This is a genomic window from Enterococcus montenegrensis (assembly GCF_029983095.1).
Lineage (GTDB): Bacteria > Bacillota > Bacilli > Lactobacillales > Enterococcaceae > Enterococcus_C > Enterococcus_C montenegrensis.
In genome coordinates, this window is sequence record NZ_CP120467.1 from 319,753 (window position 1) to 344,581 (window position 24,829).

General features: G+C 38.5%; 20 protein-coding genes. 16 read left to right on the forward strand and 4 right to left on the reverse strand.

Going from position 1 to position 24,829, the window contains the following annotated elements; all coding sequences use genetic code 11:
* Nucleotides 1–156: 156 nt before the first annotated feature.
* The 13 genes from recG (at nucleotide 157) to P3T75_RS01605 (ending at nucleotide 17,543) form a co-directional block, all read left to right on the forward strand.
* Complete coding sequence (gene recG / locus P3T75_RS01545; RefSeq protein ID WP_282462031.1) at nucleotides 157–2,193, forward strand: ATP-dependent DNA helicase RecG; 2,037 nt, start codon at nucleotides 157–159, stop codon at nucleotides 2,191–2,193.
* An 85-nt stretch (nucleotides 2,194–2,278) separates the two neighbouring features.
* Nucleotides 2,279–3,289 (forward strand): phosphate acyltransferase PlsX, encoded by a 1,011-nt coding sequence (plsX, locus tag P3T75_RS01550; RefSeq protein ID WP_282462551.1) that lies wholly within the window; start codon nucleotides 2,279–2,281, stop codon nucleotides 3,287–3,289.
* A 112-nt stretch (nucleotides 3,290–3,401) separates the two neighbouring features.
* On the forward strand, nucleotides 3,402–3,644 hold the full coding sequence (gene acpP / locus P3T75_RS01555) for an acyl carrier protein (RefSeq protein ID WP_071864237.1): 243 nt from the start codon (nucleotides 3,402–3,404) through the stop codon (nucleotides 3,642–3,644).
* Between the two features lie 550 nt (nucleotides 3,645–4,194).
* Entirely contained in the window at nucleotides 4,195–5,199 is a 1,005-nt protein-coding gene (locus P3T75_RS01560) for an ABC transporter ATP-binding protein (protein ID WP_206903392.1), read from the forward strand.
* A complete protein-coding gene (locus P3T75_RS01565; RefSeq protein WP_282462032.1) occupies nucleotides 5,200–6,144 on the forward strand; it encodes an ABC transporter ATP-binding protein in 945 nt (314 codons plus the stop codon).
* Nucleotide 6,145: 1 nt separating this feature from the next.
* Nucleotides 6,146–7,108, forward strand: a complete 963-nt coding sequence (gene opp4B, locus P3T75_RS01570; protein WP_206903394.1) for an oligopeptide ABC transporter permease — start codon at nucleotides 6,146–6,148, stop codon at nucleotides 7,106–7,108.
* A gap of 15 nt (nucleotides 7,109–7,123) precedes the next feature.
* Nucleotides 7,124–8,053 (forward strand): ABC transporter permease, encoded by a 930-nt coding sequence (locus tag P3T75_RS01575; RefSeq protein WP_206903395.1) that lies wholly within the window; start codon nucleotides 7,124–7,126, stop codon nucleotides 8,051–8,053.
* Between the two features lie 71 nt (nucleotides 8,054–8,124).
* Nucleotides 8,125–9,912, forward strand: coding sequence for an oligopeptide ABC transporter substrate-binding protein (locus P3T75_RS01580; RefSeq protein ID WP_282462033.1), 1,788 nt, complete (start codon nucleotides 8,125–8,127; stop codon nucleotides 9,910–9,912).
* Between the two features lie 221 nt (nucleotides 9,913–10,133).
* Nucleotides 10,134–10,823: a ribonuclease III gene (gene rnc, locus P3T75_RS01585; protein WP_230711062.1), complete on the forward strand. Its 690-nt coding sequence runs from the start codon at nucleotides 10,134–10,136 to the stop codon at nucleotides 10,821–10,823.
* 29 nt (nucleotides 10,824–10,852) lie between these two features.
* Nucleotides 10,853–14,431: a chromosome segregation protein SMC gene (smc, locus tag P3T75_RS01590; RefSeq protein ID WP_282462034.1), complete on the forward strand. Its 3,579-nt coding sequence runs from the start codon at nucleotides 10,853–10,855 to the stop codon at nucleotides 14,429–14,431.
* 50 nt (nucleotides 14,432–14,481) lie between these two features.
* Nucleotides 14,482–15,291 carry a Cof-type HAD-IIB family hydrolase gene (locus tag P3T75_RS01595; RefSeq protein WP_282462035.1) on the forward strand — a complete coding sequence of 270 codons (810 nt, stop codon included), beginning with the start codon at nucleotides 14,482–14,484 and terminating at the stop codon, nucleotides 15,289–15,291.
* 32 nt (nucleotides 15,292–15,323) lie between these two features.
* Entirely contained in the window at nucleotides 15,324–16,763 is a 1,440-nt protein-coding gene (gene ftsY, locus P3T75_RS01600) for a signal recognition particle-docking protein FtsY (RefSeq protein ID WP_282462036.1), read from the forward strand.
* 123 nt (nucleotides 16,764–16,886) lie between these two features.
* Entirely contained in the window at nucleotides 16,887–17,543 is a 657-nt protein-coding gene (locus P3T75_RS01605; RefSeq protein ID WP_206903401.1) for a CPBP family intramembrane glutamic endopeptidase, read from the forward strand.
* A 447-nt stretch (nucleotides 17,544–17,990) separates the two neighbouring features.
* Here P3T75_RS01605 and P3T75_RS01610 read toward each other — a convergent pair whose 3' ends face one another.
* The gene (locus P3T75_RS01610; RefSeq protein ID WP_282462037.1) at nucleotides 17,991–19,790 is read right to left on the reverse strand and encodes a sensor histidine kinase; all 1,800 of its coding nucleotides are present in this window, start codon (nucleotides 19,788–19,790) and stop codon (nucleotides 17,991–17,993) included.
* Between the two features lie 40 nt (nucleotides 19,791–19,830).
* Between P3T75_RS01610 and P3T75_RS01615 the strand changes: the two genes are divergently transcribed.
* On the forward strand, nucleotides 19,831–20,544 hold the full coding sequence (locus P3T75_RS01615; RefSeq protein WP_206903403.1) for a response regulator transcription factor: 714 nt from the start codon (nucleotides 19,831–19,833) through the stop codon (nucleotides 20,542–20,544).
* On the opposite strand, the gene citG is transcribed toward P3T75_RS01615, so the two are convergent.
* The 3 genes from citG to P3T75_RS01630 form a co-directional block, all read right to left on the reverse strand.
* Nucleotides 20,541–21,398: a triphosphoribosyl-dephospho-CoA synthase CitG gene (citG, locus tag P3T75_RS01620; protein ID WP_282462038.1), complete on the reverse strand. Its 858-nt coding sequence runs from the start codon at nucleotides 21,396–21,398 to the stop codon at nucleotides 20,541–20,543. The genes P3T75_RS01615 and citG overlap by 4 nt on opposite strands.
* The gene (locus P3T75_RS01625; RefSeq protein ID WP_206903405.1) at nucleotides 21,391–22,086 is read right to left on the reverse strand and encodes a GntR family transcriptional regulator; all 696 of its coding nucleotides are present in this window, start codon (nucleotides 22,084–22,086) and stop codon (nucleotides 21,391–21,393) included. Before P3T75_RS01625 ends, citG begins: the two co-directional genes overlap by 8 nt.
* 172 nt (nucleotides 22,087–22,258) lie before the next feature.
* The gene (locus P3T75_RS01630) at nucleotides 22,259–23,653 is read right to left on the reverse strand and encodes a CitMHS family transporter (protein WP_206903406.1); all 1,395 of its coding nucleotides are present in this window, start codon (nucleotides 23,651–23,653) and stop codon (nucleotides 22,259–22,261) included.
* Between the two features lie 430 nt (nucleotides 23,654–24,083).
* On the opposite strand from P3T75_RS01630, the gene P3T75_RS01635 reads away from it, so the two are divergent.
* Nucleotides 24,084–24,401 (forward strand): hypothetical protein, encoded by a 318-nt coding sequence (locus tag P3T75_RS01635; RefSeq protein WP_206903407.1) that lies wholly within the window; start codon nucleotides 24,084–24,086, stop codon nucleotides 24,399–24,401.
* Between the two features lie 27 nt (nucleotides 24,402–24,428).
* On the forward strand, nucleotides 24,429–24,827 hold the full coding sequence (locus tag P3T75_RS01640) for an acetyl-CoA carboxylase biotin carboxyl carrier protein subunit (RefSeq protein ID WP_282462039.1): 399 nt from the start codon (nucleotides 24,429–24,431) through the stop codon (nucleotides 24,825–24,827).
* Nucleotides 24,828–24,829: the final 2 nt, after the last annotated feature.

Below are 24,829 nucleotides of genomic sequence, written 5' to 3' on the forward strand. Positions count from 1 at the left end.
CTATAAGGAAAGAATAAAATTTCCAGACAGATAACGCAGCAGATCTTACGAGTGAAAGCCAACACATTTTTTTAAGTCTTTATTTTGGTTTATTGCTAAAAAGTTGCCCAAGTTATTTTGACTTTTTTTATTTTTTACGAAAATTGAGGTGAACAGATGACTGCAGGACTAAAAACAGAAGTTGCTTATTTAAAAGGTGTGGGACCAAAAAGAGCGCAGGATTTAGCTAGCCTTGGGATTGTGACGGTAGAAGATTTACTAAGCTACTACCCTTTTCGCTATGACGATATTAAAGAACGTGACTTAACCGAGCTTTCTGATCAAGAAAAAGTTACCTTAAAAGGTGTCGTAGTGGCGCCGGCTGTGGTGAACCGCTTTGGGTACAAAAAATCAATGTTGAAATTTCGCATGATGCAAGATCATGTGGTTTTTAATGTCTCTTTTTTTAATCAGCCCTATTTAAAAGACAAAGTTGTTTTAGGCGAAGAATTGGCAGTTTATGGCAAGTGGGATGCCAAGCGAAAAGCAATGACGGGTATGAAAATTTTGGGCTCTGGCACAGATGATGATTTCGCCCCAATTTATCACGTCAATAAAAGTTTGAAACAAAAAACGTTAATCGATTTAATTCGCCAAGCTTTTGAACTTTATCAAAATCAAATTGACGAGAATCTGCCTGTATCCTTAAAAGAAAAATATCGCTTAATCGATCGTGACAAAGCGATGTATGCCATGCATTTTCCACGGGATAAAGAAGAAAGTCATCAAGCTAAGCGGCGCGTTGTTTTTGAAGAATTTTTCTTGTTCCAAATGAAGTTGCAGGCCCTAAAGCAAGCAGAAAAAGCTGCAATCAATGGTTTGGCGATTCAATATGATGTCAAGCGGTTGAAAACTTTTATTGATAGCCTGCCCTTTGAATTGACAGGTGCGCAAAAAAAAGTAACCAATGAGATTTGTGCCGACTTAAAGAGTCCCCAACATATGCAACGCTTATTGCAAGGGGATGTCGGTAGCGGGAAAACGGTCGTGGCGGCGATTGCTCTATATGCTACAATGACAGCTGGCTTTCAAGGAGCATTGATGGTACCAACAGAAATCTTGGCTCAGCAGCACATGGAAAGTCTAAACCAATTGTTTGATCCGTTGGAAGTTTCTACGGCTCTTTTGACAGGATCCACCAAGGCCAAAGAACGCCGGCTTATTTTAGCGCAATTGGAAAATGGTGAAATTGACGTCATTGTTGGGACCCATGCGCTAATCCAAGAAGATGTGACGTTTTCAAATTTAGGCTTAGTGATTACCGATGAACAACACCGTTTCGGGGTAAACCAACGTCGTGTATTACGGGAAAAAGGCTTGCGCCCAGATGTCTTATTTATGACAGCTACGCCAATTCCGCGAACCTTAGCGATTACGGCTTACGGGGAAATGGATGTTTCTGTTATCGATGAACTGCCAGCTGGTCGGATTCCGATTGAAACACGCTGGGTGCGACCGAGTCAGTTAGATGCTATTTTGGATTGGTCTTATCGCGAGTTAAAAAAAGGACATCAAATGTATGTTATTTGCCCATTAATTGAGGAGTCAGAAACATTGGATGTTAAAAACGCGACGGAGATTTATGAACATCTACAAGCTTTTTACGGGGATGATTATGCAGTGGGGATGCTTCACGGCAAAATGAAAAACCAAGAAAAAGAAGCGATTATGACTGACTTCAAGGACAATAAAATGCAAGTGCTAGTATCCACGACTGTCATTGAAGTTGGTGTTAATGTGCCCAATGCAACTGTGATGCTGATTATTGATGCCGAACGTTTTGGTTTAGCACAACTCCACCAATTGCGGGGCCGAGTGGGGCGAGGCGCAGAGGCTTCTTATTGTATTTTAGTTGCAGATCCTAAAAATGAAACGGGAGCTGCACGGATGAAAATTATGACAGAAACAAATAATGGCTTCATTTTAAGTGAAGAAGACTTGAAACTACGCGGCCCAGGAGAAGTATTTGGTTTCCGGCAATCAGGGATTCCGCAATTTATAGCCGGTGATTTAGTCGCAGATGCCAATATTTTGGAAGTAGCCCAAAGTGAAGCAAAAAATGTTTGGCGAATGAAAAACTGGCAAGTATTACCGGAATATCACGGATTGGCTGCAGCAATAAAAAATCAGACCAGTGCGCAATTCTTTGATTGATTATGCTATACTTTGTAGCATATGAAAAGCTTATAACCAGCTTATAGGCTGTAGTTAATGGTTTACAGGAGGTAATAACGAAATGATGAAAATCGCAGTCGATGCGATGGGCGGCGATAATGCACCCAAAGCAATTGTCGAAGGTGTCATGTTGGCAAAAAAAGATTTTCCTGATATTGAATTTCAATTATATGGTAAAGAAGCAGAAATTAAAAAATTCGTAACCGATGAAACAAACGTTAAAATTATTCACACGGATGAAAAAATTAATAGTGATGACGAACCGGTTAAAGCAATTCGTCGTAAAAAACAAGCTTCGATGGTCTTAGCAGCACAAGCAGTGAAAAATGGCACAGCAGATGCTATTTTTTCTGCGGGGAATACAGGGGCATTATTGGCAGCCGGCTTGTTTATCGTTGGGCGGATTAAAGGAATCGAACGTCCTGGTCTAATGTCTACGTTACCAGTAATTGGTAAAGAGGGCGGTTTTGATATGTTAGACCTTGGAGCAAATGCCGACAATAAACCAGAACATTTATTGCAATATGGCATTTTAGGCTCTTTTTATGCCCAACATGTCAGAGGGATCACAAATCCTCGCGTTGGTTTGTTAAATAATGGGACCGAAGAAACCAAAGGCAGCGAATTAACGAAAAAAGCTTTTGAACTCTTAAAATCAGAAAAAAGCATTAACTTCATTGGTAATGTGGAAGCAAGAGAACTTTTAAACGGCGCAGCAGATGTTGTCGTGACCGATGGCTTTACCGGCAATGCCGTTTTAAAAACAATTGAAGGAACAGCGCTAAACATGATGGCTCTTTTAAAAGAATCTATTTTAGCAGAAGGCTTCAAAGGGAAAATGGGCGCATTGCTGTTAAAAGATGGTTTGCGTAATTTGAAAAATGAAATGGATTACGCCAAATATGGTGGTGCTGTTTTATTTGGCTTAAAAGCACCAGTAATTAAAACCCATGGTGCTACAGGACCAGAGGCGGTCAGCTATACAATTCGTCAAATTCATACCATGTTGCAAGCAGATATGGTCCCGCAATTAGTCGCACAATTTGAGGCGCGGGAAGATGAAAAGGCGAATTAAAAAGCTTTTAAAACGACAATTACTTAAAAAAGGCTAGACAAAGTATTTAGAAACCCTTAAAATGTTTGGTAGCTATCTTTTGATATTGTCATAAACGTGGAGGTGAATACATTTGACGCGTGAAGAAGTATTTAAAAAAGTAGCAGCCGTGATTGCAAACCACTTTAACGTGGATGCCGATCAAGTTACTGATACTATGAGCATCAAAGACGACCTGAATGCAGATTCCATTAGCGTGATGGAATTTGTCTTGGAATTAGAAGATGAATTTGGTACCGAAATTTCTGATGAAGATGCCGAACAAATCGAAACAGTAGGTAGTGCAGTAGATTATATTGCCAGCCACTTGTCATAAGAAACCAGTTAAAACTGAATCTTTTGTCACTAAAAGAGTAAAGAAAGTTTACCTAAAATTTTCTTTACTCTTTTTTCTTTTAAAAAAAAACAAAATCATTTTGGCATTTTTGCGCATTATTTGTTGTTTAAATGCTTTTTTATGGTAGGATAAAAATACATAAAAATAAATATTTTTGTATGGAATTTCACTGGTAAGTTTACGTGAAAGTGCTTTTTTAGCGAGGAAATTAATCTTTAAAGTTATTTGTTGAGGGAATCTTTGTGAAATTGCATGAATTGTAGCTGAAATTTACGCTTTAATTTTTATAAAAGATTAGCTTAATAGCAAGTTTTTCTTCAAATTTACGAGAAATCAAAATTAATTTTGGGAGTTTTCTGAAAATTCTGCTTTCACAGCTCTTTAACTTGCATTATGATACACCTTTCTATATAATTATTAAGAAATATTAGCGGGAGTAATTGGAGACTGGGAGAAGACAGCATCTCTCCCATGCTTTTTTACATTTTCCGGCAAAAAATCTCCGCATTAGCGAAAGAGGGGTATTGGATTGTCACAAGATAATCAATTATTAGAAGTTCAAGATCTGCACACGGGCTTTCGTATTAAAGATGAATACTACGATGCTGTTGACGGTGTGTCATTTACTTTAGAACGTAACGAAATTTTAGCGATTGTTGGTGAGTCAGGTTGTGGAAAGAGTACACTTGCAACGACCATTATGGGATTGCATGATCCAAAAAACACCCGTATCACTGGTGAGATGCTTTATAAAGATTTGGACTTAGCCAATTTAAATGAAACTTTATATAACAAAATTCGCGGAAATGATATTGGGATGATCTTCCAAGATCCATTGTCAGCCTTAAATCCTTTGATGCGAATTGAAGACCAGATTAAAGAAGGTTTGGTTTATCACACCAATATGACCGCAGAGCAACGGCAAGCACGGGCGATGGAATTACTAGATCAAGTTGGAATTCCAAATCCCAAACGAGTAGGGCGCCAGTATCCCCATGAATTATCTGGTGGGATGCGTCAGCGGGTTATTATCGCGATTGCGATTGCAGCAAAGCCACCGATTTTGATTGCCGATGAACCAACTACTGCATTGGACGTAACCATCCAAGCGCAAATTTTAGATTTGTTAAAAGATTTACAAGAAGAAACGGAATCTGGCATTATTTTGATTACCCATGACCTGGGTGTCGTAGCTGAAATGGCTGACCGAGTAGCGGTAATGTATGCTGGTCAATTTGTTGAAGTGGCACCAGTAGAAGAGTTGTTTAACAACCCACAACATCCGTATACCCGTTCACTTTTAAACTCAATTCCGCAAGAAGACAATCACGATAATGAACTTCATGTAATTGAAGGGATTGTACCGACCTTGGTGAAAATGCCACGGACAGGTTGCCGTTTTGCACCACGGATTCCTTGGATTCCAGAAAGTGATCACGAGGAAAATCCAACCTTACACGAAGTTGGAAAAGATCACTTGGTGCGTTGTACTTGCTACAAGCACTTCCATTTTAAAGACGAAGGAGAAGTGTAAATGTCAGAATTAATTACGATTAAAGATCTGAAAATCCACTATCCAATTCGCAGCGGTTTCTTTAACCGCGTGACAGACCATGTCTATGCCGTTGATGGTGTTGATTTTGTCATCGAAAAAGGTAAAACATACGGTCTTGTAGGGGAATCAGGTTCAGGCAAATCTACAACCGGTAAAGCGATTTTAGGATTAGAAAAAGTTACCGGCGGAGAAATTATTTATAACGGACAGGATGTCACAAAACGCAATGTCCGGAAAAAAATGAATTACAACAAAGACGTTCAAATGATCTTCCAAGATTCTATGTCCTCTTTGAACCCGAAAAAACGCGTATTAGATATTATTGCAGAACCGTTACGCAACTTTGAACGTTTAAGCGATCAAGAAGAAAAAAATCGTGTAAAAGAATTATTGGATATCGTCGGGATGCCAGAAGATGCCTTATACAAATATCCCCATGAGTTCTCTGGTGGTCAAAGACAGCGTTTAGGTGTTGCCCGTGCAGTTGCAACAAATCCAAAACTAATTGTAGCCGATGAACCTGTATCTGCTTTGGACTTATCCGTTCAAGCACAAGTGTTGAATTTCATGAAACGCATCCAGCAGCAATATGATTTGAGTTATTTATTTATTTCCCATGACTTGGGTGTAGTCAAACACATGTGTGACAATATCGCTATTATGTATAAAGGCCGATTTGTTGAAATTGGCAGTCGGGAAGATATCTACAATGATCCACGTCACATTTATACAAAACGCTTATTATCTGCCATTCCTCGAATTGATGTACCAAATCGTGAGGCGCATAAAGAAAATCGCCGTCATGTGGAAGAAGAATACATCAAGCATCAAAAAGATTATTACGACAATGCGGGGCGCGTTTATGATTTACGCAAGATTACAGATACCCATTCTGTCGCATTATTAAACGAGGGGGCTAAATAAAATGTGGAAAACAATTTTACGACGTGTACTTTTAATGATCCCTCAAGTTATTATTTTGAGTATTTTAATCTTTATGTTAGCCAAAATGATGCCTGGGGATCCATTTACCGGGTTGATCAGTCCTACGACTTCACCGTCACGGATTGCAGAACTAAGAGAACAAGCTGGTTTAAATGATCCATGGCCGCAACAATATGTTCGTTGGGTTGGTAACGCCTTAAAAGGTGACTTTGGTATTAGTTATAACTACAAATATGCCGTTACGACAGTTATCGGACAACGGATCGGCAATACGGTTCGTTTGGCGATTGTTACAGTTATTTTGACTTATTTGATTGCTATTCCAATGGGGTTATTTGCCGGCAGATATCAAAACTCTTGGTTTGATAAATTTGTTGTTGCATATAACTTCATCAGCTTTGCGATTCCAGTATTCGTATTAGCTTTGATTATGTTGTTAATTTTTGGTTACCGTCTAGATTGGTTCCCTACCACGGGGAGTGTCTCGATTAACTCCAGTGCTGGGTCCTTTAAGTACTTCTTAGATGAGTTGTACCACGTCGCGTTGCCGGCAATTGTTCAAGCGTTACTGGGAACAGCTGTAACCATCCAATACTTACGTAGTGAAGTTGTCGATGCAAAACAAATGGATTATGTGCGGACTGCCCGTTCTAAAGGGGTACCAACCAACCGCGTGTTTACCCGCCATATTTTCCGAAACGCATCATTACCAATCGCTTCACAATTGGGGTATGAAATTGTCGCATTGATTTCTGGTTCAGTGGTTATCGAGCGTATCTTTAACTATCCTGGGATTGGGAACTTGTTCATTTCAAGTATCCAACAACGGGATTATGCTATCATCACTGCTTTGACGTTGATTTTCGGGATTGCTACTTTGATCGGGACATTGGTGTCTGATATCGTGATGAGTATCGTTGATCCGCGGATCCGCATTCAGTAGTAGGGGGATAGTAGAATGTCTGAAAAAAATACAACAGAAAAAACGGCTCCAGTTGAAAAAGTATCGGTTCCACCAATGGGAATTCGAATGATTGCCCGCGAATTTGTTAAAGATCGTTTGGCACTTTTTTCACTGATAGTCTTAGTTTTATTATTACTTTTTGCTTTTGTGGGGGCGTTGTTCTTTGACCAGAGTTTGGTCAATACCGTTAACCCAATTGACCGCTATTTGGAACCAGGATCAATTTCCATGGAAGGTCATAAATTACTTTTAGGTTCTGATGATGGTGGTCGTGATGTTTTAGGCTTGCTTGTAATCGGCGCACGTAACTCAATTTTTATTGGTTTTGCAATTACGATTGCGACATCGATTATCGGTGTGGGTATCGGAATTATGTCGGGTTACTTTGGTGGCATTTTCGATATGATCGTGATGCGTATAGTCGATTTCGTTATGATTTTACCCATCCAATTAATCATCATTGTGTTAGTAACCATTATTCCACGCTATACAGCACTAAGTTTGGTTATCATCATGAGTGCGTTTTATTGGACGGCTAAAGCACGGCTGTTTCGTGCTAAAACATTGTCTGAAGTTCGACGGGATTACGTTTCCGCTTCAAAAACATTGGGGACAAATGATTTTAAAATTATGTTTAGAGAAATCATGCCTAACTTAAGTTCATTAATTATTACCAACTTGACGATGAACTTTGCTGGTAATATCGGGATTGAAACAACATTGACTTTCTTAGGTTTTGGTTTACCAAACGAAACACCAAGTTTGGGGACACTGATTTCATTTGCAACCGATTCTGATGTCTTGGTAAACAAACAATGGGTTTGGGTACCAGCTTCAATTCTAATTTTAGTTTTAATGTTAGCCATCAACTACGTAGGACAAGCATTCAAACGTTCAGCAGATGCGCGTCAACGTCTAGGTTAATTGCGGTATAACCATCTCTTACAGATGTTTGTATAAAAAAAGTTTTTAGTAAATGTATGGGAGGAACGGAAATGAAGAAAAAAATCATGGGTATGGTATCATTGTTCAGTATTTTTGCATTAGCTGCCTGCGGTTCTGGCGGTTCAGACAACAGCAAAAATAATGACAGTGGTTCAGGTGACAAAGCAGCAAACACATCTTTTGAAATGGCAACAAAAAATGATAAAAAGGCAATTGACGGCGGCACTTTAGAAGTAGCAGTCGTATCAGATACTGACTTTACTGGTATTTTTAGTCCTGCCTTTAGCCAAATCACATTGGATGACTACTTTAGTGAACCAGCACAAGAAACATTGATTTCTGTTGATAAAGATTTGAAAATCAAAGAAGACAATCCAGCCTCAACAGTTAAAATGGATCCAGATAGTAAAACAGTTACCATGACGATTAAAGACGGCGTAAAATGGAGTGACGGCAAAGACGTTACAGCCGACGACATGATCTTCCCGTATGAAGTAATCGGACACAAAGACTACGCAGGTGTACGTTACAGTGATGCCCTACAACAAATCGAAGGTATGGTAGAATACCATGATGGCAAAGCAGACTCAATCAGTGGGATTGAAAAAGTTAACGACAAAGAAATCAAAATCAAATTCAAAAAATTCCTACCTTCAATTTTACAAGGTGGTAATGACCCAATCTTAGGTTATGCTATGCCAAAACATGCTTTTGAAGGCATTGCGATTAAAGATATGGAAGGTTCTGATCCAGTTCGTAAAAATCCTGTTACAATGGGACCTTATAAAATTAACAAAATCGTTGCCGGACAATCTGTTGAGTTTGTTCCAAACGAACATTACTATGGTGAAAAACCAAAATTAGATAAAGTTGTCATGACAAAAGTTGGTACAGCTGCAGCAGCTGAAGCTATGAAGTCTAAAAAATATGACATGTTCTATGAAATGCCAACAAACACGTATGATTCATGGAAAGACAACAAAGGTTACCAAATGTTAGGTCAATTAGACAATGCCTATGACTACATCGGCTTCAAGATGGGTAAATGGGATGCTGATAAAGGTAAAGTTGTAATGGATCAAAATGCTAAAATGGCAGATAAAAACTTACGTCAAGCAATGGGTTATGCCCTAGATAATAAAATTATCGGCGACCGTTTCTTTGCTGGTTTAAGAACGCCTGCTAACTCATTAATCGTGCCTCCATTTGGCGAATTATATGACAAAGATCTTAAAGGCTACACACAAGATGTAGATAAAGCGAAAAAACTATTAGACGATGCTGGCTTTAAAGATACTGATGGCGATGGTTTACGTGAAGACAAAGACGGTAAGAAATTAACAATCAACTTTGCTTTCCGTGACAACTCTGGTGTAGCAAAATCAATTGCAGATTACTATATCCAATCATGGAAAAAAATTGGTTTAGATGTTAAATTATCTGGCGGCCGTTTGATGGAGGTAAACAGCTTCTACGACAAATTAGGTGCTGACGATCCTGAAATCGACGTTTACCAAGCTGGTTGGTCAACTGGTTTTGATCCAAATCCAAGTGGTTTGTACGGAACAGTTGCACAATTTAACTTTACTCGTTTTGAATCTGAAGAAAATACGAAGTTGTTAGAAGAAATGTCTTCTGAAGATGCATTAGATTCTGCAAAACAAGTAGAAATGTATAAAGAATGGCAAGAATATGCTTTTGATCAAGCATTTGCAATTCCAACAATGTATATGTACACACTACGTCCTGTAAGTGATCGTGTCGTAGATTTCTCTATTCAACGTCAATACGATGCTTATCCATGGGCTACAATCGGTGTAAGTTCTGAAGAACGTTAATAATTGATAAGAAATGACCACGAATTTTCGTGGTCATTTTTTTATGGGAAAAACGTCTGTTTAAAAAATAGCGCGTTTTTTATTTTTTGCAGGTGAAATAGTTAAAAGTTCGTTGTAAATCAACGGAGATATCGTGAATAACATTTCCTAATCGCTAGAAAATCAGTATAATAGGAAGGTGAGTATTGAAACAAAATCCAACCTAAAAAGGACTGTCAATAATGGATAATCAATTACAAACTATGTTAAAAGAAAAATTTGGGATTGTTTTTAAAAACGTATCGTTATTAGAACAAGCATTTACCCATTCATCTTATGTCAATGAGCATCGCAATTTGAATTTAGCCGACAACGAACGTCTGGAATTTCTCGGGGATGCCGTTTTGGAATTATTGGTTTCTCGTTACTTGTATCGCCAATATCCCGATTTACCTGAAGGAAAGCTAACGAAAATGCGGGCGTCTATTGTGCGGGAGGAAAGTTTAGCTGCTTTTGCTAAAGAATGTGATTTTGACAAAGCAATAAAGTTAGGTAAAGGGGAAGAAAACTCTGGTGGCAGAACTCGTCCTTCACTTTTATGTGATCTTTTTGAAGCTTTCTTAGGAGCGTTATATTTGGATCAAGATTTAGAAACAGTTAAAGCTTTTATTCAAAAAGTGATTTTCCCTAAAGTTGCTGCGGGTGCTTTTTCACATGAGATGGATTACAAAACACGTCTGCAAGAAGTCTTGCAAAAAGGTGGCGACGTGCAGATTGATTATCGCCTGGTCAAAGAAGAAGGTCCGGCTCATGAACGGATTTTTTGGACAGAAGTGTATTGCGATGATCGTTTGATTGGTAAAGGCCAAGGAAAATCAAAAAAATTAGCCGAGCAAGCGGCGGCCAATAACGCCTTAGAAAAACTTGCATAGTAGAGATCAGAAGGGAGCCCGGAGCTTTCGTGTATTTAAAGAAAATTGAAATCGCAGGCTTCAAGTCTTTTGCAGATCGAACTGTAATCGACTTTGAAAATGGCGTAACGGCTGTTGTAGGGCCAAACGGTAGTGGTAAAAGTAATATCACCGAAGCAATTCGCTGGGTTTTAGGCGAGCAATCAGCCAAAAGTTTGCGCGGTGGCAAAATGCCCGATATTATTTTTGCCGGTTCTGATTCCCGCAAGCCATTAAATATCGCAGAAGTCACAGTGGTACTGGATAATAGTGATCATTACCTGCCACTTGACTATAGTGAAATCAGTGTGACACGCCGCTTACGACGCAGTGGTGAAAGTGATTTTTATATTAACAAGCAAATCTGTCGCTTAAAAGATATACAAGATTTGTTTATGGACTCAGGCCTTGGCAAAGAGTCCTTTTCTATCATTTCTCAAGGTAAAGTTGAGGCGATTTTTGCCAGTAAACCAGAAGATCGCCGCGGGATTTTTGAAGAAGCCGCGGGAGTTTTAAAGTATAAACAACGGAAGAAAAAAGCAGAGCAAAAATTATTTGAAACAGAAGACAACTTAAGCCGTGTCCAAGACATCGTCTATGAGTTAGAAGATCAACTGACTCCCCTCAAAGAACAAAGTCGCACTGCAAAAGAATTCTTGCGGCTGAAAGAAGAATTAAAGCGCATTGACGTGGCCCATACAGTCACAGAGATCAAAACAACGAAAGCTACTTGGGACAAAGCAGAAGAAAGTTTACAACAGTTAAATCAAGACCTAAAAGCTATAACGAATAAACTGACAACAGCAGAAAATCAATTGCAAAATAAGCGCCAAAAGCGACAAGAATTGGATCAGTGGTTAGAAAATGCCAATCAACAATTACTTTTTCTAACTGAAAGCTTAAAACAAGCAGAAGGTCAGCAAGAAGTCTTGTTGGAGCGCTCGAAACATACGCAACGTAGTTTTTCTGAATACGAAGAAAATTTAGCAGAGAATAAAGAAAAAATTGAACAGCTAGAAAATGCGAAACAAGAAATTATTCATGAACTTTCAGCTAAAAATGGGGCAGTACAAAACTTAGAAACAAGCGTTGCAGCATTAAAAGACGAATTAACGCGGCTACAAAAATCCACCAAAGAGCTCTTAGAAGAATTGCGGGGGCAATATGTGGAAAAAATGCAGGAGCACGCAAATATTGGAAATGATTTAAAATATTTAGAACGTCAATATTTACAAGAAAATGCTAAAAACCAGAAAACAATGACCAAACAAGGGGAGTTGCATAACCAAATCGCCACGCTCTCTGTGCAAAAAACAACACTAGCAGAAAAATTAACAGCAGCTGAAGAAAATTTGGTAGAACAGCGTAAAAATTACATTTTGGTCCAACAGCAAGCCCAAAAGTTACAACAAGAGTTTGAAATGGAACAAAAGAAAATGTATAGCTTGATGCAACAAGTGCAACAAGTAAGAGCAAAGCAAAAAAGTTTGCAAGATATTCAAGACAATTACACTGGTTTTTATCAAGGGGTCAAAATTGTTTTACAAAACAAAGAGCAGCTGACAGGAATTGTAGGCGCTGTGGCAGAGCTTATTCAAGTGCCAACTGAATACACCTTAGCAATTGAAACAGCTCTAGGAGGAGCCGCGCAACACGTTGTCGTGGAAAATGAAGGCGATGCAAGACAGGCGATCACGTTTTTAAAAGAACGTCGCGCTGGCCGTGCAACTTTCTTGCCTTTGACGACAATTAAAGGTCGCCATTTAAGTGAAGCGGTCATTAATATGGCAAGTAAAAATAAGGGCTTTTTAGGCGTAGCCAGTGAATTAGTTAAAGTTGCAGAAAAATTGCAGCCGATTTGTGACAACTTATTAGGCAGCACCTTAATTGCCCAAGAATTAAAGAGTGCCAATGAAATTGCCCGCGATGTGCAATTTCGTTACCGTGTTGTTTCATTAGAAGGCGATGTTATGAACGCTGGTGGCTCCATGACCGGGGGGGCGACTAAAAGAGGCAATCAAGGGAGTCTTTTTAGTCAAACCAATGAATTGCAAAACTTAACAACGGAACTTCAGACACTGGATACGCGCTTACTAGCAACTGAAAAACAAGTTCAGCGCATCGAAGAACGGGTAAAAGAAAAGACAGCTCAATTGGAGCAACTACGCAATAGTGGCGAAAGCGCCCGCTTAACAGAGCAAGAATTAACCAATCAAGTCAAAAATGTGACCCAAGAATTACAGCGCTTGGAAAAAGAGCAAAAAGTATTCGCTTATGAAAATCGAGAAGTGCAGCAATTTTTAACCGAATATGAAGAACAAAAAGCAGAGTTAACCGCAAAACAAGCACAAGTCGACCGCAAACGAGAAAGCATCAACAAAGAGATTCAACAATTGACCCAACAAGAAGATGTGATTGAAGAGAAAAGACAAGTGGCTAGTGCTGCTTTAGCAACAAAACAAGCAGAATTAGCAGTAGCGGTTGAAAAAGTCAGCAATTTAAAACAAACGCTTGAAAGAAATGACGCCGCGTTACAAGAAGCAAATAGGCGCCATGAAAGTTTAACTAATCAAATGGCTGCTTTAAACTCCAACTCAAGTGATCATGAACTGTCTGAAGAAGCCCTGCAAAAAAAAGTTGCAGATCTTCGGCAGAAAAAAGCCGATTTAGAGGGAGAATTGGCAGCAAACCGACAAGAGCGCAGTGTGTTGCAACAAGTTATTACCGCTGCAGATGAAGAAATGACGCAGTTGAATTTGGAACAAAAAACATTTTTATCGCAAAAAACCAAAGAAGAAGTAGCCAAAAACCGCGCTGATATTCACTTGGACAATCTTTTGGCTTATCTGCAAGAAGAGTATAGTATCACCTTTGAATTAGCTGTTAGAGAATATGACATAGTTTCAGATAGCCAACAAGCTAAAAATGAGATTCAACGCTACAAACGTGAAATTGAACGTTTAGGGCCAGTCAATCTAAACGCCATTGAGCAATATGAGCAGGTGCTAGAACGCTATACCTTCCTAACAAGTCAACGAGATGACTTGCTAGCAGCCAAAGATCAATTATTTAAAACAATGGATGAAATGGACGAAGAAGTGAAAGTTCGTTTTGGTGAAATTTTTGAAGCAATTCGTTTGCGCTTTAAAGAAGTCTTTCCACAAATGTTTGGTGGTGGTCGTGCAGAGTTGACGCTAACAGATCCGACAGATTTATTAAATACAGGGATTGAAATTGAAGCCCAACCACCTGGTAAAAAATTGCAAAACTTAAGTTTACTTTCTGGTGGCGAACGTGCGTTAACGGCCATTGCATTGCTGTTTTCAATTATTCAAGTACGTCCGGTACCGTTTTGTGTGTTAGATGAAGTAGAGGCTGCTTTAGATGAAGCTAACGTTACCCGCTTTGGGCACTATTTAAGTCGTTTCCAAGATGATACGCAATTTATCGTAGTGACCCACCGCAAAGGAACGATGGAAGCCGCTGACGTGCTCTATGGGGTGACCATGCAAGAATCTGGCGTTTCTAAAATTGTTTCTGTCCGTTTAGAAGACGTCGCTGAAGGCGGTAAGATTAAAACAGAAGTGTAAGAAAAACTTTCTGAACAATGACAAAAGCTTTTAGAAAGGAGTTTATTTGATTGATTAAGATGATCGCTATTGATCTTGATGGTACGTTACTAGATCAAGAAAAGAAAATTAGTCAACGTAATAAAGAAGCTTTGGCAAAGGCTAAAGCACAAGGGGTAAAAATTGTTTTATGTACAGGACGACCTTTACGGGCAATCAGACCTTATTTGGAGGAATTGGAGTTAAAAGAGGCTGGAGATTACAGTATCACGTTTAACGGTGGGCTCGTGCAAAAAAACGATACTGGTGAAGTAATGGCGAAATCTGTTTTAAGCTATGATAATGTACAAGAATTGGTAAAATTAGCGCATGATTTGGCGTTACCATTAGATATTGTTTCCGATGAAGTCGTTTATATTCTGCCTACAGCTCCAAATCACCAATCTATTTATTCCAAGTTAAATCCATTATTACACTTCCAACCCTTTTCACAAGCAGAATTAACGGAAGAATTGTTATACAACAAAGCAGTGGTTGCTTTTGAACAAGAATACTTGGATCAACAGTTGGCAAAAATCCCAGCTGAGTTCAAAGAACGTTATGAAATTATCAAAACACGCGATGTTTTACTGGAATTCATGCCAAAAGGTGTAACCAAAGCGTATGGCTGTAAATTGTTAGCAGAGCATCTTGGCATTACAGCTGCGGAAGTCATGGCGATTGGTGATGAAGAAAATGATCTACCGATGATTGAATACGCGGGAATGGGCGTGGCAATGGATAATGCGGTAGCGATGGTCAAAGAAGCTGCGGACGTTATCACTGCTAGTAATGTCGCAGACGGCGTAGCACAAGTAGTCGAAAAATACGTGTTACAATAAATGAAAGCAAAATTACGATAAGGAGGTTCAATATGGGCTTTTTCGATAAGATTAAAAAGGCTTTAATGGGGGAAGCTGAACCAAAAACTCCCGAAGAAACACAAGTGCCACCCGTAGAAACAAAGGAAAATCTGTCTGATGACAGACCGCAATCAAACCCGGATACGCCAGCTGAAAGTGCAGAAAGTATAGAAGGCACAGAAAGTACAGAAAATGCTGCGGATATACCGGCTGCTGCTGAAAAAGTAGCCCAAATACCTGCTACTACACAAGTTGAAATCCCAGCAGAAATCTCAGAAGAACAAAATATTACCGATTCCAAGGTCGAAAAGAAAGAAGATCCTGCAGAAGATAGTGCTGCTTTTGTTGTCACTGAACCAGCTGAGACTGTAAAAAAATCAACGGTTGAAGCAAATGCCAATCAGTCAGAAACTGTTGATTTCACACCACCTGTCAGTGAAGCTGCTACTTTTGTTTCCAAAGAAGAACAAGTAGAAGAAATTAAAGAACAAAAAGAGCCAATTGCTTCAGAAAATGTACAGGAAAAATATGACAAAGGGTTAAAAAAATCACGAAAAACTTTTGGGCAACGCTTAAATGAATTGTTTGCCAACTTCCGTAGTGTAGATGAAGCGTTTTTTGAAGAAGTAGAAGAAACCTTGATTGGTGCGGATGTTGGTTTTGAAGCAGCAATGAAAATTGCCGACGACTTACGCCAAGAAGTAAAATTACAGAACGTGAAAAAGCCAGCTGAAGTACAAAATGTTATGATTGAAAAATTGGTTGATTTGTATGATGAAGCCGGTAGCGATGAGGTCAATACGTTAAATATTCAACCTAATGGTTTAACAGTTATGCTTTTTGTTGGGGTAAATGGTGTCGGTAAAACGACAAGCATTGGTAAATTGGCTTATGAGTATAAACAAGCCGGAAAAAAAGTACTCTTAGCTGCAGCGGATACATTTCGTGCGGGTGCGATTGACCAATTAGTGGTTTGGGGTCAGCGCGCTGGTGTAGAAGTGGTTCGTGGCAATGCCGGGGGGGATCCGGCTGCGGTAGTTTATGATGCCATGGAAAAAGCGAAGGCACAAAATGCGGATATTTTATTAGTTGATACCGCGGGACGATTGCAAAATAAAGTCAACTTAATGAATGAATTGGAAAAAATTAAGCGTGTTATCAAGCGGGAAGCACCTGATGCTCCTCATGAAGTCCTATTGGTTTTAGATGCCACCACTGGACAAAATGCGATGGTTCAAGCTAAGCAATTTAAGGAAACGACGGATGTGACGGGGCTGATTTTAACAAAATTAGACGGAACTGCTAAAGGTGGGATTGTTTTAGCCATTCGAAATGAATTGCATCTACCGGTTAAATTAGTTGGCTTAGGAGAAGGTATCGATGACTTGGAACCTTTTGATCCTAATGAATTTATTGTCGGCTTGTTTAAAGGCTTAATAAAGGATGTATAAAAAAAGCCTGATGACTAGCATCTTTTAAAAGGTATTTTAAAACAGCAAGGTGAAGTTTTACTCGCTATCTGGGTGAAATTTCACCTTTGTCTTTAACTTTGAATAAAAACCTGGAGGAATGGTATGACACAAACAAGTTTATTAAAACGTTTAATCTTTTATTGTGGTTTTATTCTATTACAAAATCTTGTTTCAACGGTGGTCTTTTTGCCGAAAATTAGCGATGTGTTGCTCGCTTTAATTAGTGTGTTAGTCGCTGGCGGGTTTATTTATTTTTTAACAACGCGCTACCAAAAGCAGTTGCTGGTCTATAACCCCCGCGCAATTGGTCAAAAAAAAGTCGTAGGAAAATGGAAGTATGTGCTTTTAGGTGTCTTGGCGATGTTTGCTGCTAATATTGTGCTAGCAAATTTTTTGCCAGAAACAACGGAAAATCAAGCCGGGATCAATCAAAGCTTTTTGGTAAATCCCATCACCCTGACTGTCTATGGTGTGATTTTAGCCCCGATAATTGAAGAATTGCTGTTTCGCGGGATCTTTATGAATTACTTTTGGAATAAAGATACTGCCCGTGCAAAAGTTTTAGCCGTACTCACTTCGGCATTGTTATTTGGTCTAATGCATGAACCCCGCATTTCAATGGCATTACTTTTATATATGACTTTAGGAATTGTGTTGGCAAGTGTGTATCAAAAAACAGAAGATTTACGTTGCTCAATGCTAGTGCATATGCTCTATAACGGTTTAGGCTTTGTCGGTATGTTTTTAACATTGCAATAAGAAAAGCTGAACAAACTTGCTCAGACTGCAAAAAATAAGGATGGAATTTTCGAAAATTGCTCTTTAAATTTTTGGGAATTTCAACTTATTTCTTGGCAGGCTAGTATGTGAAGCTAGCCAATAAGAAAAGCTGAACAAACTTGTCCAGACTGCAAAAAATAAGGCTGGGATTTTCGAAAATTGCTTCTTAAATTTTTGAAAATTTCAACTTATTTCTTGGCAGGCTAGTATGTGAAGCCAGCCAATAAGAAAAGCTGAACAAACTTGTCCAGACTGCAAAAAATAAGGATGGGATTTTTGAAAATTGCTCTTTAAATTTTTGAAAATTTCAACTTAAAGCCAAAGAAAGCTAGTATGAAAAGCTGGGTAGGGATACTCCTACTAGTAAAAAAGATCGGAAAATGCAGCGTGAGATGCGACATTTTCCGGTCTTTTTGCAGTTTAAAACTATGATTCTTTACTACTGATAGGAATGATCAAACTGAAGGTAGTGCCTTCTTTTGAACTTGTGACCTCCATTAGCCAGCTGTTGCGTTTGACGATGGAAGAGACAATGAAAAGACCAAGTCCGGTTCCCCCTTCTTCTTTTCTAGTAGTTAGAAATGGTGTGAAAATCTGATCTTTAATACTTTTATCAATACCAGGACCATTATCTGAAACTTGAATCAGTGCTAATTTTTTATTTTGATAAATAAACGCGCCTTCTGTAATTTTTGCCTGCATCACAGCAGAAGGTGTGGTCAGTGAAACAGTAATAGTCGCGTCCGATTTCGCTTGATAGGCATTGGTGATTAAGTTATAGAGTAAAACTTGAACATCGTCTTGTTGGAATAAGGCATCGGCTAAAAGGTCGATTTCTTTTATAATGGTAACAGATTTTGGAATTAGAATTTTCATCGTTGTAACAGCTTCTTCGATTGCTTGATTTAAAGACTGTACTTTTTTCGTTTGATCTTTTTCTTTTGAAAAATGCAAAATTCGTTGCGAAAGTTGTTGTCCTTTTTTAGCGGCATAGTGCATATCTTCTAAATCTGCGATAAGTTCTGGATCATCTGTGTGTTCTGTCATTAATAGCTCAATATTACCAATTAAAGGCGTTAAAAAATTGTTCATATCATGTACGATTCCGGTTGTAACAAGACCGATTGTTTCCATTTTTGACTCTTGTAGGAGACTTTTTTCCAATTGGTGTTTTTCAGCTTCTAATTGCCGTTTTTCTTTTAAGCGTTGGTTTTCATTAGTTGTGTGCTGTTGTTTGGCAAGCAGGCGGACCATCAAAACTAAAAGCGATGCAACCATTAACAAAATTACAACAAGCCCTAAATTAATCAGTAGATCGTGCAAAATCCAACCGTTATCTTGGTAAAAGTCTGCTGTATTGGCAATGACAAAGCGCTCTTCGCCAATTTTTACCCATTGAAAGGCATTGAGTTTTAAAACAGAAGTTAAATCCGACTCATTCCACCAATAAGAATGATAACTTAGGCTGCCTTTTTCGTGCTTTTTTTGGTAGACATCGAGTTTTTCTAAATCAGTATAATTTAGGTTAGGAAACCGTTTTTTACGGCCAGTTATAATATTTAATCCTATTTGTTCTCGGGCCGGATGCATGACGACTTCCATTTTTTCATTTTTCATTAGAGGGTAACGTTGTTCTGTATCCGTTGGTTGAATTTTATCTAAGAATAATTGCTCTAAATTTAACGGTACGACAACTAACCCTTGTAGCTCTTTTTTTGTATTGTAAATTGGATGGTAGAGATTAAAAAAAGAGTTTTGCTGAATAAAATAGACTTTCCCATTTTGGTTGACTTGTCCTTTTAGTGCTTTTTGAAAGAAAGGATCTGTAGTCATTTTTTTACTTAAGATACTATTGGTCACCTGATTTTTAGCAGAATAATGACTTTCTAATGGTTGCCCCTCTTTATCAAAAAGAAAGATACCAGAAAAAGAGTGATTGCGCATAAAAAATTGCGTAATAAGATTATTTTGCTGTGGTAGTTGTAAGGCGGTATCCGTATTAATTGTATCCGTTACAAAACTGTCCAAGTCGCTGGCACTACTTGTAATTTCAGCTACAATTAATTTGGTACTTACCTCATTGACCTGTTCTAATTGTGTTTTTCCCATTTTTAAAGCTTCTTGTTGTATGTTATGATAGCCTAAAGCCGTGATGAGAATACCTGTTAAAGTTATCGCCATCACCGTGATAAAAAGTGCATTCATTTTTTTAGTTAACTTTTTCATTTTTTGGTAAGCCTTTCATTTTAACTTGGAGGAATTTGCGATGCGCAATGAAAAAATCTTAGTAGTTGACGATGATCCAGCGATTCGCCGCTTAATTTGGAAATCACTGCAATCGACTGGGATCCTGATTTATCAAAGTGATTCAATTGAAAAAACGATTGATATTATGAGTCGGGTGGAATTTGATTTATTTTTATTAGATATTAGTTTGGAATATGAAAATGACGGGTATCACTTAGCACAAATGATTCGCAATGAAAACAGCGTCGTACCCATTATTTTTTTAAGTGGTAAAACACAAGATCAAGATATCGTTACCGGCCTTGAAACAGGGGCGGACTTATATTTGACCAAGCCATTTTCGCCTGCTATTTTAAAGGCGCAAGTCTTGGCTTCTTTAGATCGTAGTTTGGTGTTAAAAAAGCATAATGGTCAACAAATTAAAACCAGCAATGTCTTAAAACTTGGTGAATTTACGTATGATAAAAAACGCTACCAGCTTTATAAAAACGATGTAGCACTTAAACTATCTTCCAAAGAAACACAACTTATGCAGTTTTTTATGGAAAATCCCAACCAAGTTTTTTCAAAGGAACAGATTTACCAAAGTGTTTGGGACGAAGAAAAAACCGATGCCAACACTATTATGGTCTTTATCAATCATTTACGCAATAAGATTGAAGATGATCCGAAAAATGCAAAATATTTGCAAACAGTGTGGGGAATCGGTTATACATTTGTCGCAACTATTTAAAATAGTCCTTCTAAAAGGGCAAAGTAGATGCCAAGGGATAATAAATCGGCGGCACCCCCAGGACTCCAATTGCGAGAAATTAAAATTTCATCATAGTGGATGAGCGCTCTTATTAGTTCTGCGTTGGTTAACCCTTTTGCATGGAGTTGCTGCATTTCTGCCTTTAGCGTAATAAGGGCTGTTGCTCCGCCGCGATGTAAGACGTTACTGTCTTCTAATTCACTCATTAAAAAGACCAATGCTCGTAATAATAATTCTTCACGGGGCAAATTACGATTTGCCCGCAGATAAGGAAGTAAAACTTCTCCTAAAGCCGGATAACCTGCTGCGGCTTGACCACGAATGCCTGTCGCTCCTTTAGCTAGGTAAAGCTTTTCACCGTGTGTCAGTTCTTTTTTTGATGCAACATTTTTAAAGTCGGTTTTTAATAAGTCTTTGGTAATGGCTTGACTTAATTTTAAAATATTTTCAGAGTCAGTTGCAGTCAAAGGCAACTGGCTTTTTTGTAGATGTAGTCCTGTCGCACCTAATAAAACCGCAAAAGAAAAATTGGCACCTTTATGGGTGTTGATTCCATTTGTCGCAGCAAACATGGCCGCTTCAGCTTGTTGGCCTAGTTGGCGTAAAGTATAAAACAGTTCAGCCGGAGTTCCCTGGTGTTGTAGTCCGGCTTTTAAATATTGAGAAAAATAAGGGGATAGCGCCAAGATGCTATCAATGAATAAATAAAAATCCATGTCTTTGTGAGCGCCGTTAGTTAGACGGTCCACTAGCCCTGGTTTTGGTGAAAGGGCAACTTCGTAAAAAAGCCCCTTTTTAGCTGCGACAACGACGGTGTGGTATTGGTTATTCAATTTGATGTGACTCCATTTCTTGTAAAATAAATTGTAAGGAGTGGTTTAAATGTTCATGGGTAATTAGCGTTACTTGGGTAATATCGTTTGTCACCATACCGCGATAAAGTAGCCAATGCTCCTCTAGTGCGCGATAACGCCGTTCAGATGAGCGAATGGCAATATCACGAAAATAAACGAGGTAGGCTTGTAGATCTGTCACAATAGTTTTCAAACGTTTCATCTGACTCTTTTCATAAATAAACGAATTGAAGTCAGAGAAGTTTTGTAAAACTTCATCGACTTTATCTTCTTGATTGAGGCGGTCGCCTTCTTCTAATAAAGCCCGCAAATCATCGAAATCTTTTGGGGTCATAAGCTGCATGGCCTTAATTGTCGCAAGTGTATCCAGCGACTTGCGAATATCATAAATTTCGTGGGCGTCTTTTATACTAATTCCTTTAACTACGATACCAACGCGGGGAACATGTTCGACTAATTGTTCTTCTACTAATTGGTGCAAAGCAAAGCGAATCGGGGTCCGGCTGATATTTAGCGTTTCTGAGAATTCTTTTTCGTTGATTCTCTCACCAGCAGGAATTTGACCTAAAATAATACTTTTTCGAAATGCTTCGTAAATAGAAAGTTTTAAGGGTTGATTTTGAGATAAGTCTAAATTATTTTTAACGGCTGCAATGGTTGCGTTCATTTTTATCAATCATCCTTTTATGGAAGTCTTTTTAAGTGAATTGGGACTTGATTTCTCGCCTCATCATATTTTCTATCTTGTTATTTGTCAACAAGCGTTTTTTCTTTTAGATAATGGTGGGTAATAAAAAGAAAAAAACCGGGTCGAAAGTGGCCCGGTTTTTTTTGTAACTTTATTTTTGTGGGATATAAAACGGTAAGTGACCGAATAACATAATCGTTACCACGAAGATGACGAAGATACAAGCGGCCCATTTCCCAGCTTCTCGTTGCCATTGTCCCATATCTAGTTTTGTTAAACGTAGTAGTAAGTAGATAAATGCTACTAATGGTGACAATAAGTGGAATGCTTGTCCCATTAATGAAGCAAGTGCCATTTGCATATTGGTAAAACCATAAGCACGACCTGCTTCAGCTAAGACTGGCATAACACCAAAGTAGAAACCATCATTTGAGATGAAGAATGTACCTGGTGCTGAAATTAATGCAATTACAATACCCCAGAAACCAGCAAGTTGTTTTGGAATAATGTAAGTGAAACTTGTTGCCAATGCTTCAGCTAAACCTGAACCTTGGAAAATACCCATGAAGACACCAGCAGCAAAAACTAGAATAACTACTTGAACAGCATCGCCACCGTTAGCGCCGATACGAGCTGACTGATCTTTTAAGACAGGGTAGTTTACGATTAACGCAATACAAGTACCTAATAAGAACAAGAACAATGGTGGTTGTGCAAACCAACCAGGTAAACCAATTTGATCTGCAAATGAACTCAATACTAACCAAGCAATTAAAACAATAGTCATGATTCCATTAAAAGCAAAAAGTTTTGGACGACGAATTGCCATTGTTTCTGGGTCTGTAACAGCAGTCATTTCTTCAATTTCTGCATCTGATAATTCTTTAATCCCTAAGCGTTTTCTTTCCTGACGTCCCATGTGAGGTGCTACTATAAAGATAACGAATAAAACAGAAAGAATCATACCTGGCATTAGGTAAGCTAGAATTTCAGCACCAACATCTAACACGGCCATTGCCCGTGCTGTTGGTCCGCCCCATGGCAATAAGTTCATGATTGTGTTTTGCAAAATAACCAAAACACCTAGGTTCATTAATTTCATATCTAATTTTTTATAGATTGGAATAAAAGCAGAACAGCAGATTAATGTTGTTGTTGTACCGTCACCGTTTAAAGAAACAGCGGCAGCTACAACTGCTGTGGCAATCAAAACTTTCATTGGATCGCCTTTAGCAAAATGGATCATTTTTTTAGTGATTGGATCAAAAAGACCAGCATCTAACATGATAGAGAAGTAAAGGATGGCAAATAATAACATAATCCCTGTGTTAGAGGTTGTTTTGATACCTTCCATAACCCAATCGCCGATATTGTTGCTACCGGCTACACCGTCAACGACAGGTGGTGCGGTTACACCAGCAGCCAGTGCGATTAAAGCAAATACTAAAGGAATAATAACTAATGACGTAAGTGGAGATAATTTCTTTTTCATGATAACGAACATGAAGACGATAATCATGAGGTAAGACAAAATAGTAAGTAACATTTCCTTCTTCCTTTCAAAAACAGTTTTTTTGTGCTAGCGCCAAAATGTGATGTAAAAGCTGGCTAACAAATGCATTTTTTCACAATTCTTCTGCTAACGCTTACATCATACGTAAGAATTTTCTAAAAAAAAACAAGCTTTTTAAAAAGGAACACGAAAAAAACAATTTGAGACAACAAATCTTATTTAGTCCTTAAAAAGTTATTAATAAAATCTTAACGGAGTGAAAATGTCGTTAAATCAACGTTTTGAAGCGTTTTTAGTAAAATGTGTGATTTTGAAACAGTAAAAGAACAATTTAATCAGAAAGCAAATCTTCTCAATAAAGTAAATCATTCTATAATGAGGATGTTGTAAGACAGTAACACCAAATTTTGAAATTATCTGTAGCCGACAAGGTTTAAGAAGATGAAAAGAAAGGAGTGAGTCGATGGGATTATGGGATTTTTTCCGTCAAAAGAAAACCGAAGAAGCGCAACCTATCTCACCTTCTGCAGTAGAGAAACAACCTACATCACCATGGCAGGAAGTACCCGCTTATATTGAAACAGATCCAAAAAATTATGAACTTGTTAGCGTTATTGCCTCCGCAATTATGGCCGGTGAACAGTCAGATAGCCAGTTTGTCGTGAAACGAATCTTAGAACGCAATCCTGAGGCCAAGCTCGTATCCATTATCTCAGCGAGTATTGCTGCAGGTGAACAAGAAGACAGTCAATTGACGGTCAAGAAAATCATGAAAAAATAAAACTATCTATGAAAGAGGAGAATGATTATGTTACGTAAATTCAAAATTGCAATTGATGGAACAGAGTATTTAGTAGAAATGGAAGAAATTGGCGGCGTTCCACAGCCGGCAGCAGCACCAGCACCACAAGCAGCTGCACCAGTTCAAACAGCTCCTGCAGCAGCGCCAAAAGAAGAAGCGCCACAAGCAACTGCCGCTACAACACCAGCAAGTGCAGATGCAATGACAGCTCCAATGCCAGGAACAATTTTGAAAATTTTAGTAAACGTTGGCGATGAAGTCAAAGAAAATCAACCAGTTATGATTTTAGAAGCGATGAAAATGGAAAATGAAGTTGTTGCACCAAAAGCTGGTACAGTAACAGGAATTCATGTGACACAAGGCCAAATGGTTAACCCTGGTGAAGCGTTAATTACAATTGGTTAATT

Coding starts and splice junctions, on each gene's coding strand:
- recG (WP_282462031.1), top strand. CDS start 157: ATGACTGCAGGACTAAAAACAGAAGTTGCTTATTTAAAAGGTGTGGGA.
- plsX (WP_282462551.1), top strand. CDS start 2,279: ATGAAAATCGCAGTCGATGCGATGGGCGGCGATAATGCACCCAAAGCA.
- P3T75_RS01565 (WP_282462032.1), top strand. CDS start 5,200: ATGTCAGAATTAATTACGATTAAAGATCTGAAAATCCACTATCCAATT.
- ftsY (WP_282462036.1), top strand. CDS start 15,324: ATGGGCTTTTTCGATAAGATTAAAAAGGCTTTAATGGGGGAAGCTGAA.
- opp4B (WP_206903394.1), top strand. CDS start 6,146: ATGTGGAAAACAATTTTACGACGTGTACTTTTAATGATCCCTCAAGTT.
- P3T75_RS01580 (WP_282462033.1), top strand. CDS start 8,125: ATGAAGAAAAAAATCATGGGTATGGTATCATTGTTCAGTATTTTTGCA.
- P3T75_RS01640 (WP_282462039.1), top strand. CDS start 24,429: ATGTTACGTAAATTCAAAATTGCAATTGATGGAACAGAGTATTTAGTA.
- P3T75_RS01615 (WP_206903403.1), top strand. CDS start 19,831: ATGCGCAATGAAAAAATCTTAGTAGTTGACGATGATCCAGCGATTCGC.
- P3T75_RS01605 (WP_206903401.1), top strand. CDS start 16,887: ATGACACAAACAAGTTTATTAAAACGTTTAATCTTTTATTGTGGTTTT.
- P3T75_RS01575 (WP_206903395.1), top strand. CDS start 7,124: ATGTCTGAAAAAAATACAACAGAAAAAACGGCTCCAGTTGAAAAAGTA.
- P3T75_RS01610 (WP_282462037.1), bottom strand. CDS start 19,790: ATGAAAAAGTTAACTAAAAAAATGAATGCACTTTTTATCACGGTGATG.
- P3T75_RS01630 (WP_206903406.1), bottom strand. CDS start 23,653: ATGTTACTTACTATTTTGTCTTACCTCATGATTATCGTCTTCATGTTC.
- rnc (WP_230711062.1), top strand. CDS start 10,134: ATGGATAATCAATTACAAACTATGTTAAAAGAAAAATTTGGGATTGTT.
- P3T75_RS01635 (WP_206903407.1), top strand. CDS start 24,084: ATGGGATTATGGGATTTTTTCCGTCAAAAGAAAACCGAAGAAGCGCAA.
- P3T75_RS01625 (WP_206903405.1), bottom strand. CDS start 22,086: ATGAACGCAACCATTGCAGCCGTTAAAAATAATTTAGACTTATCTCAA.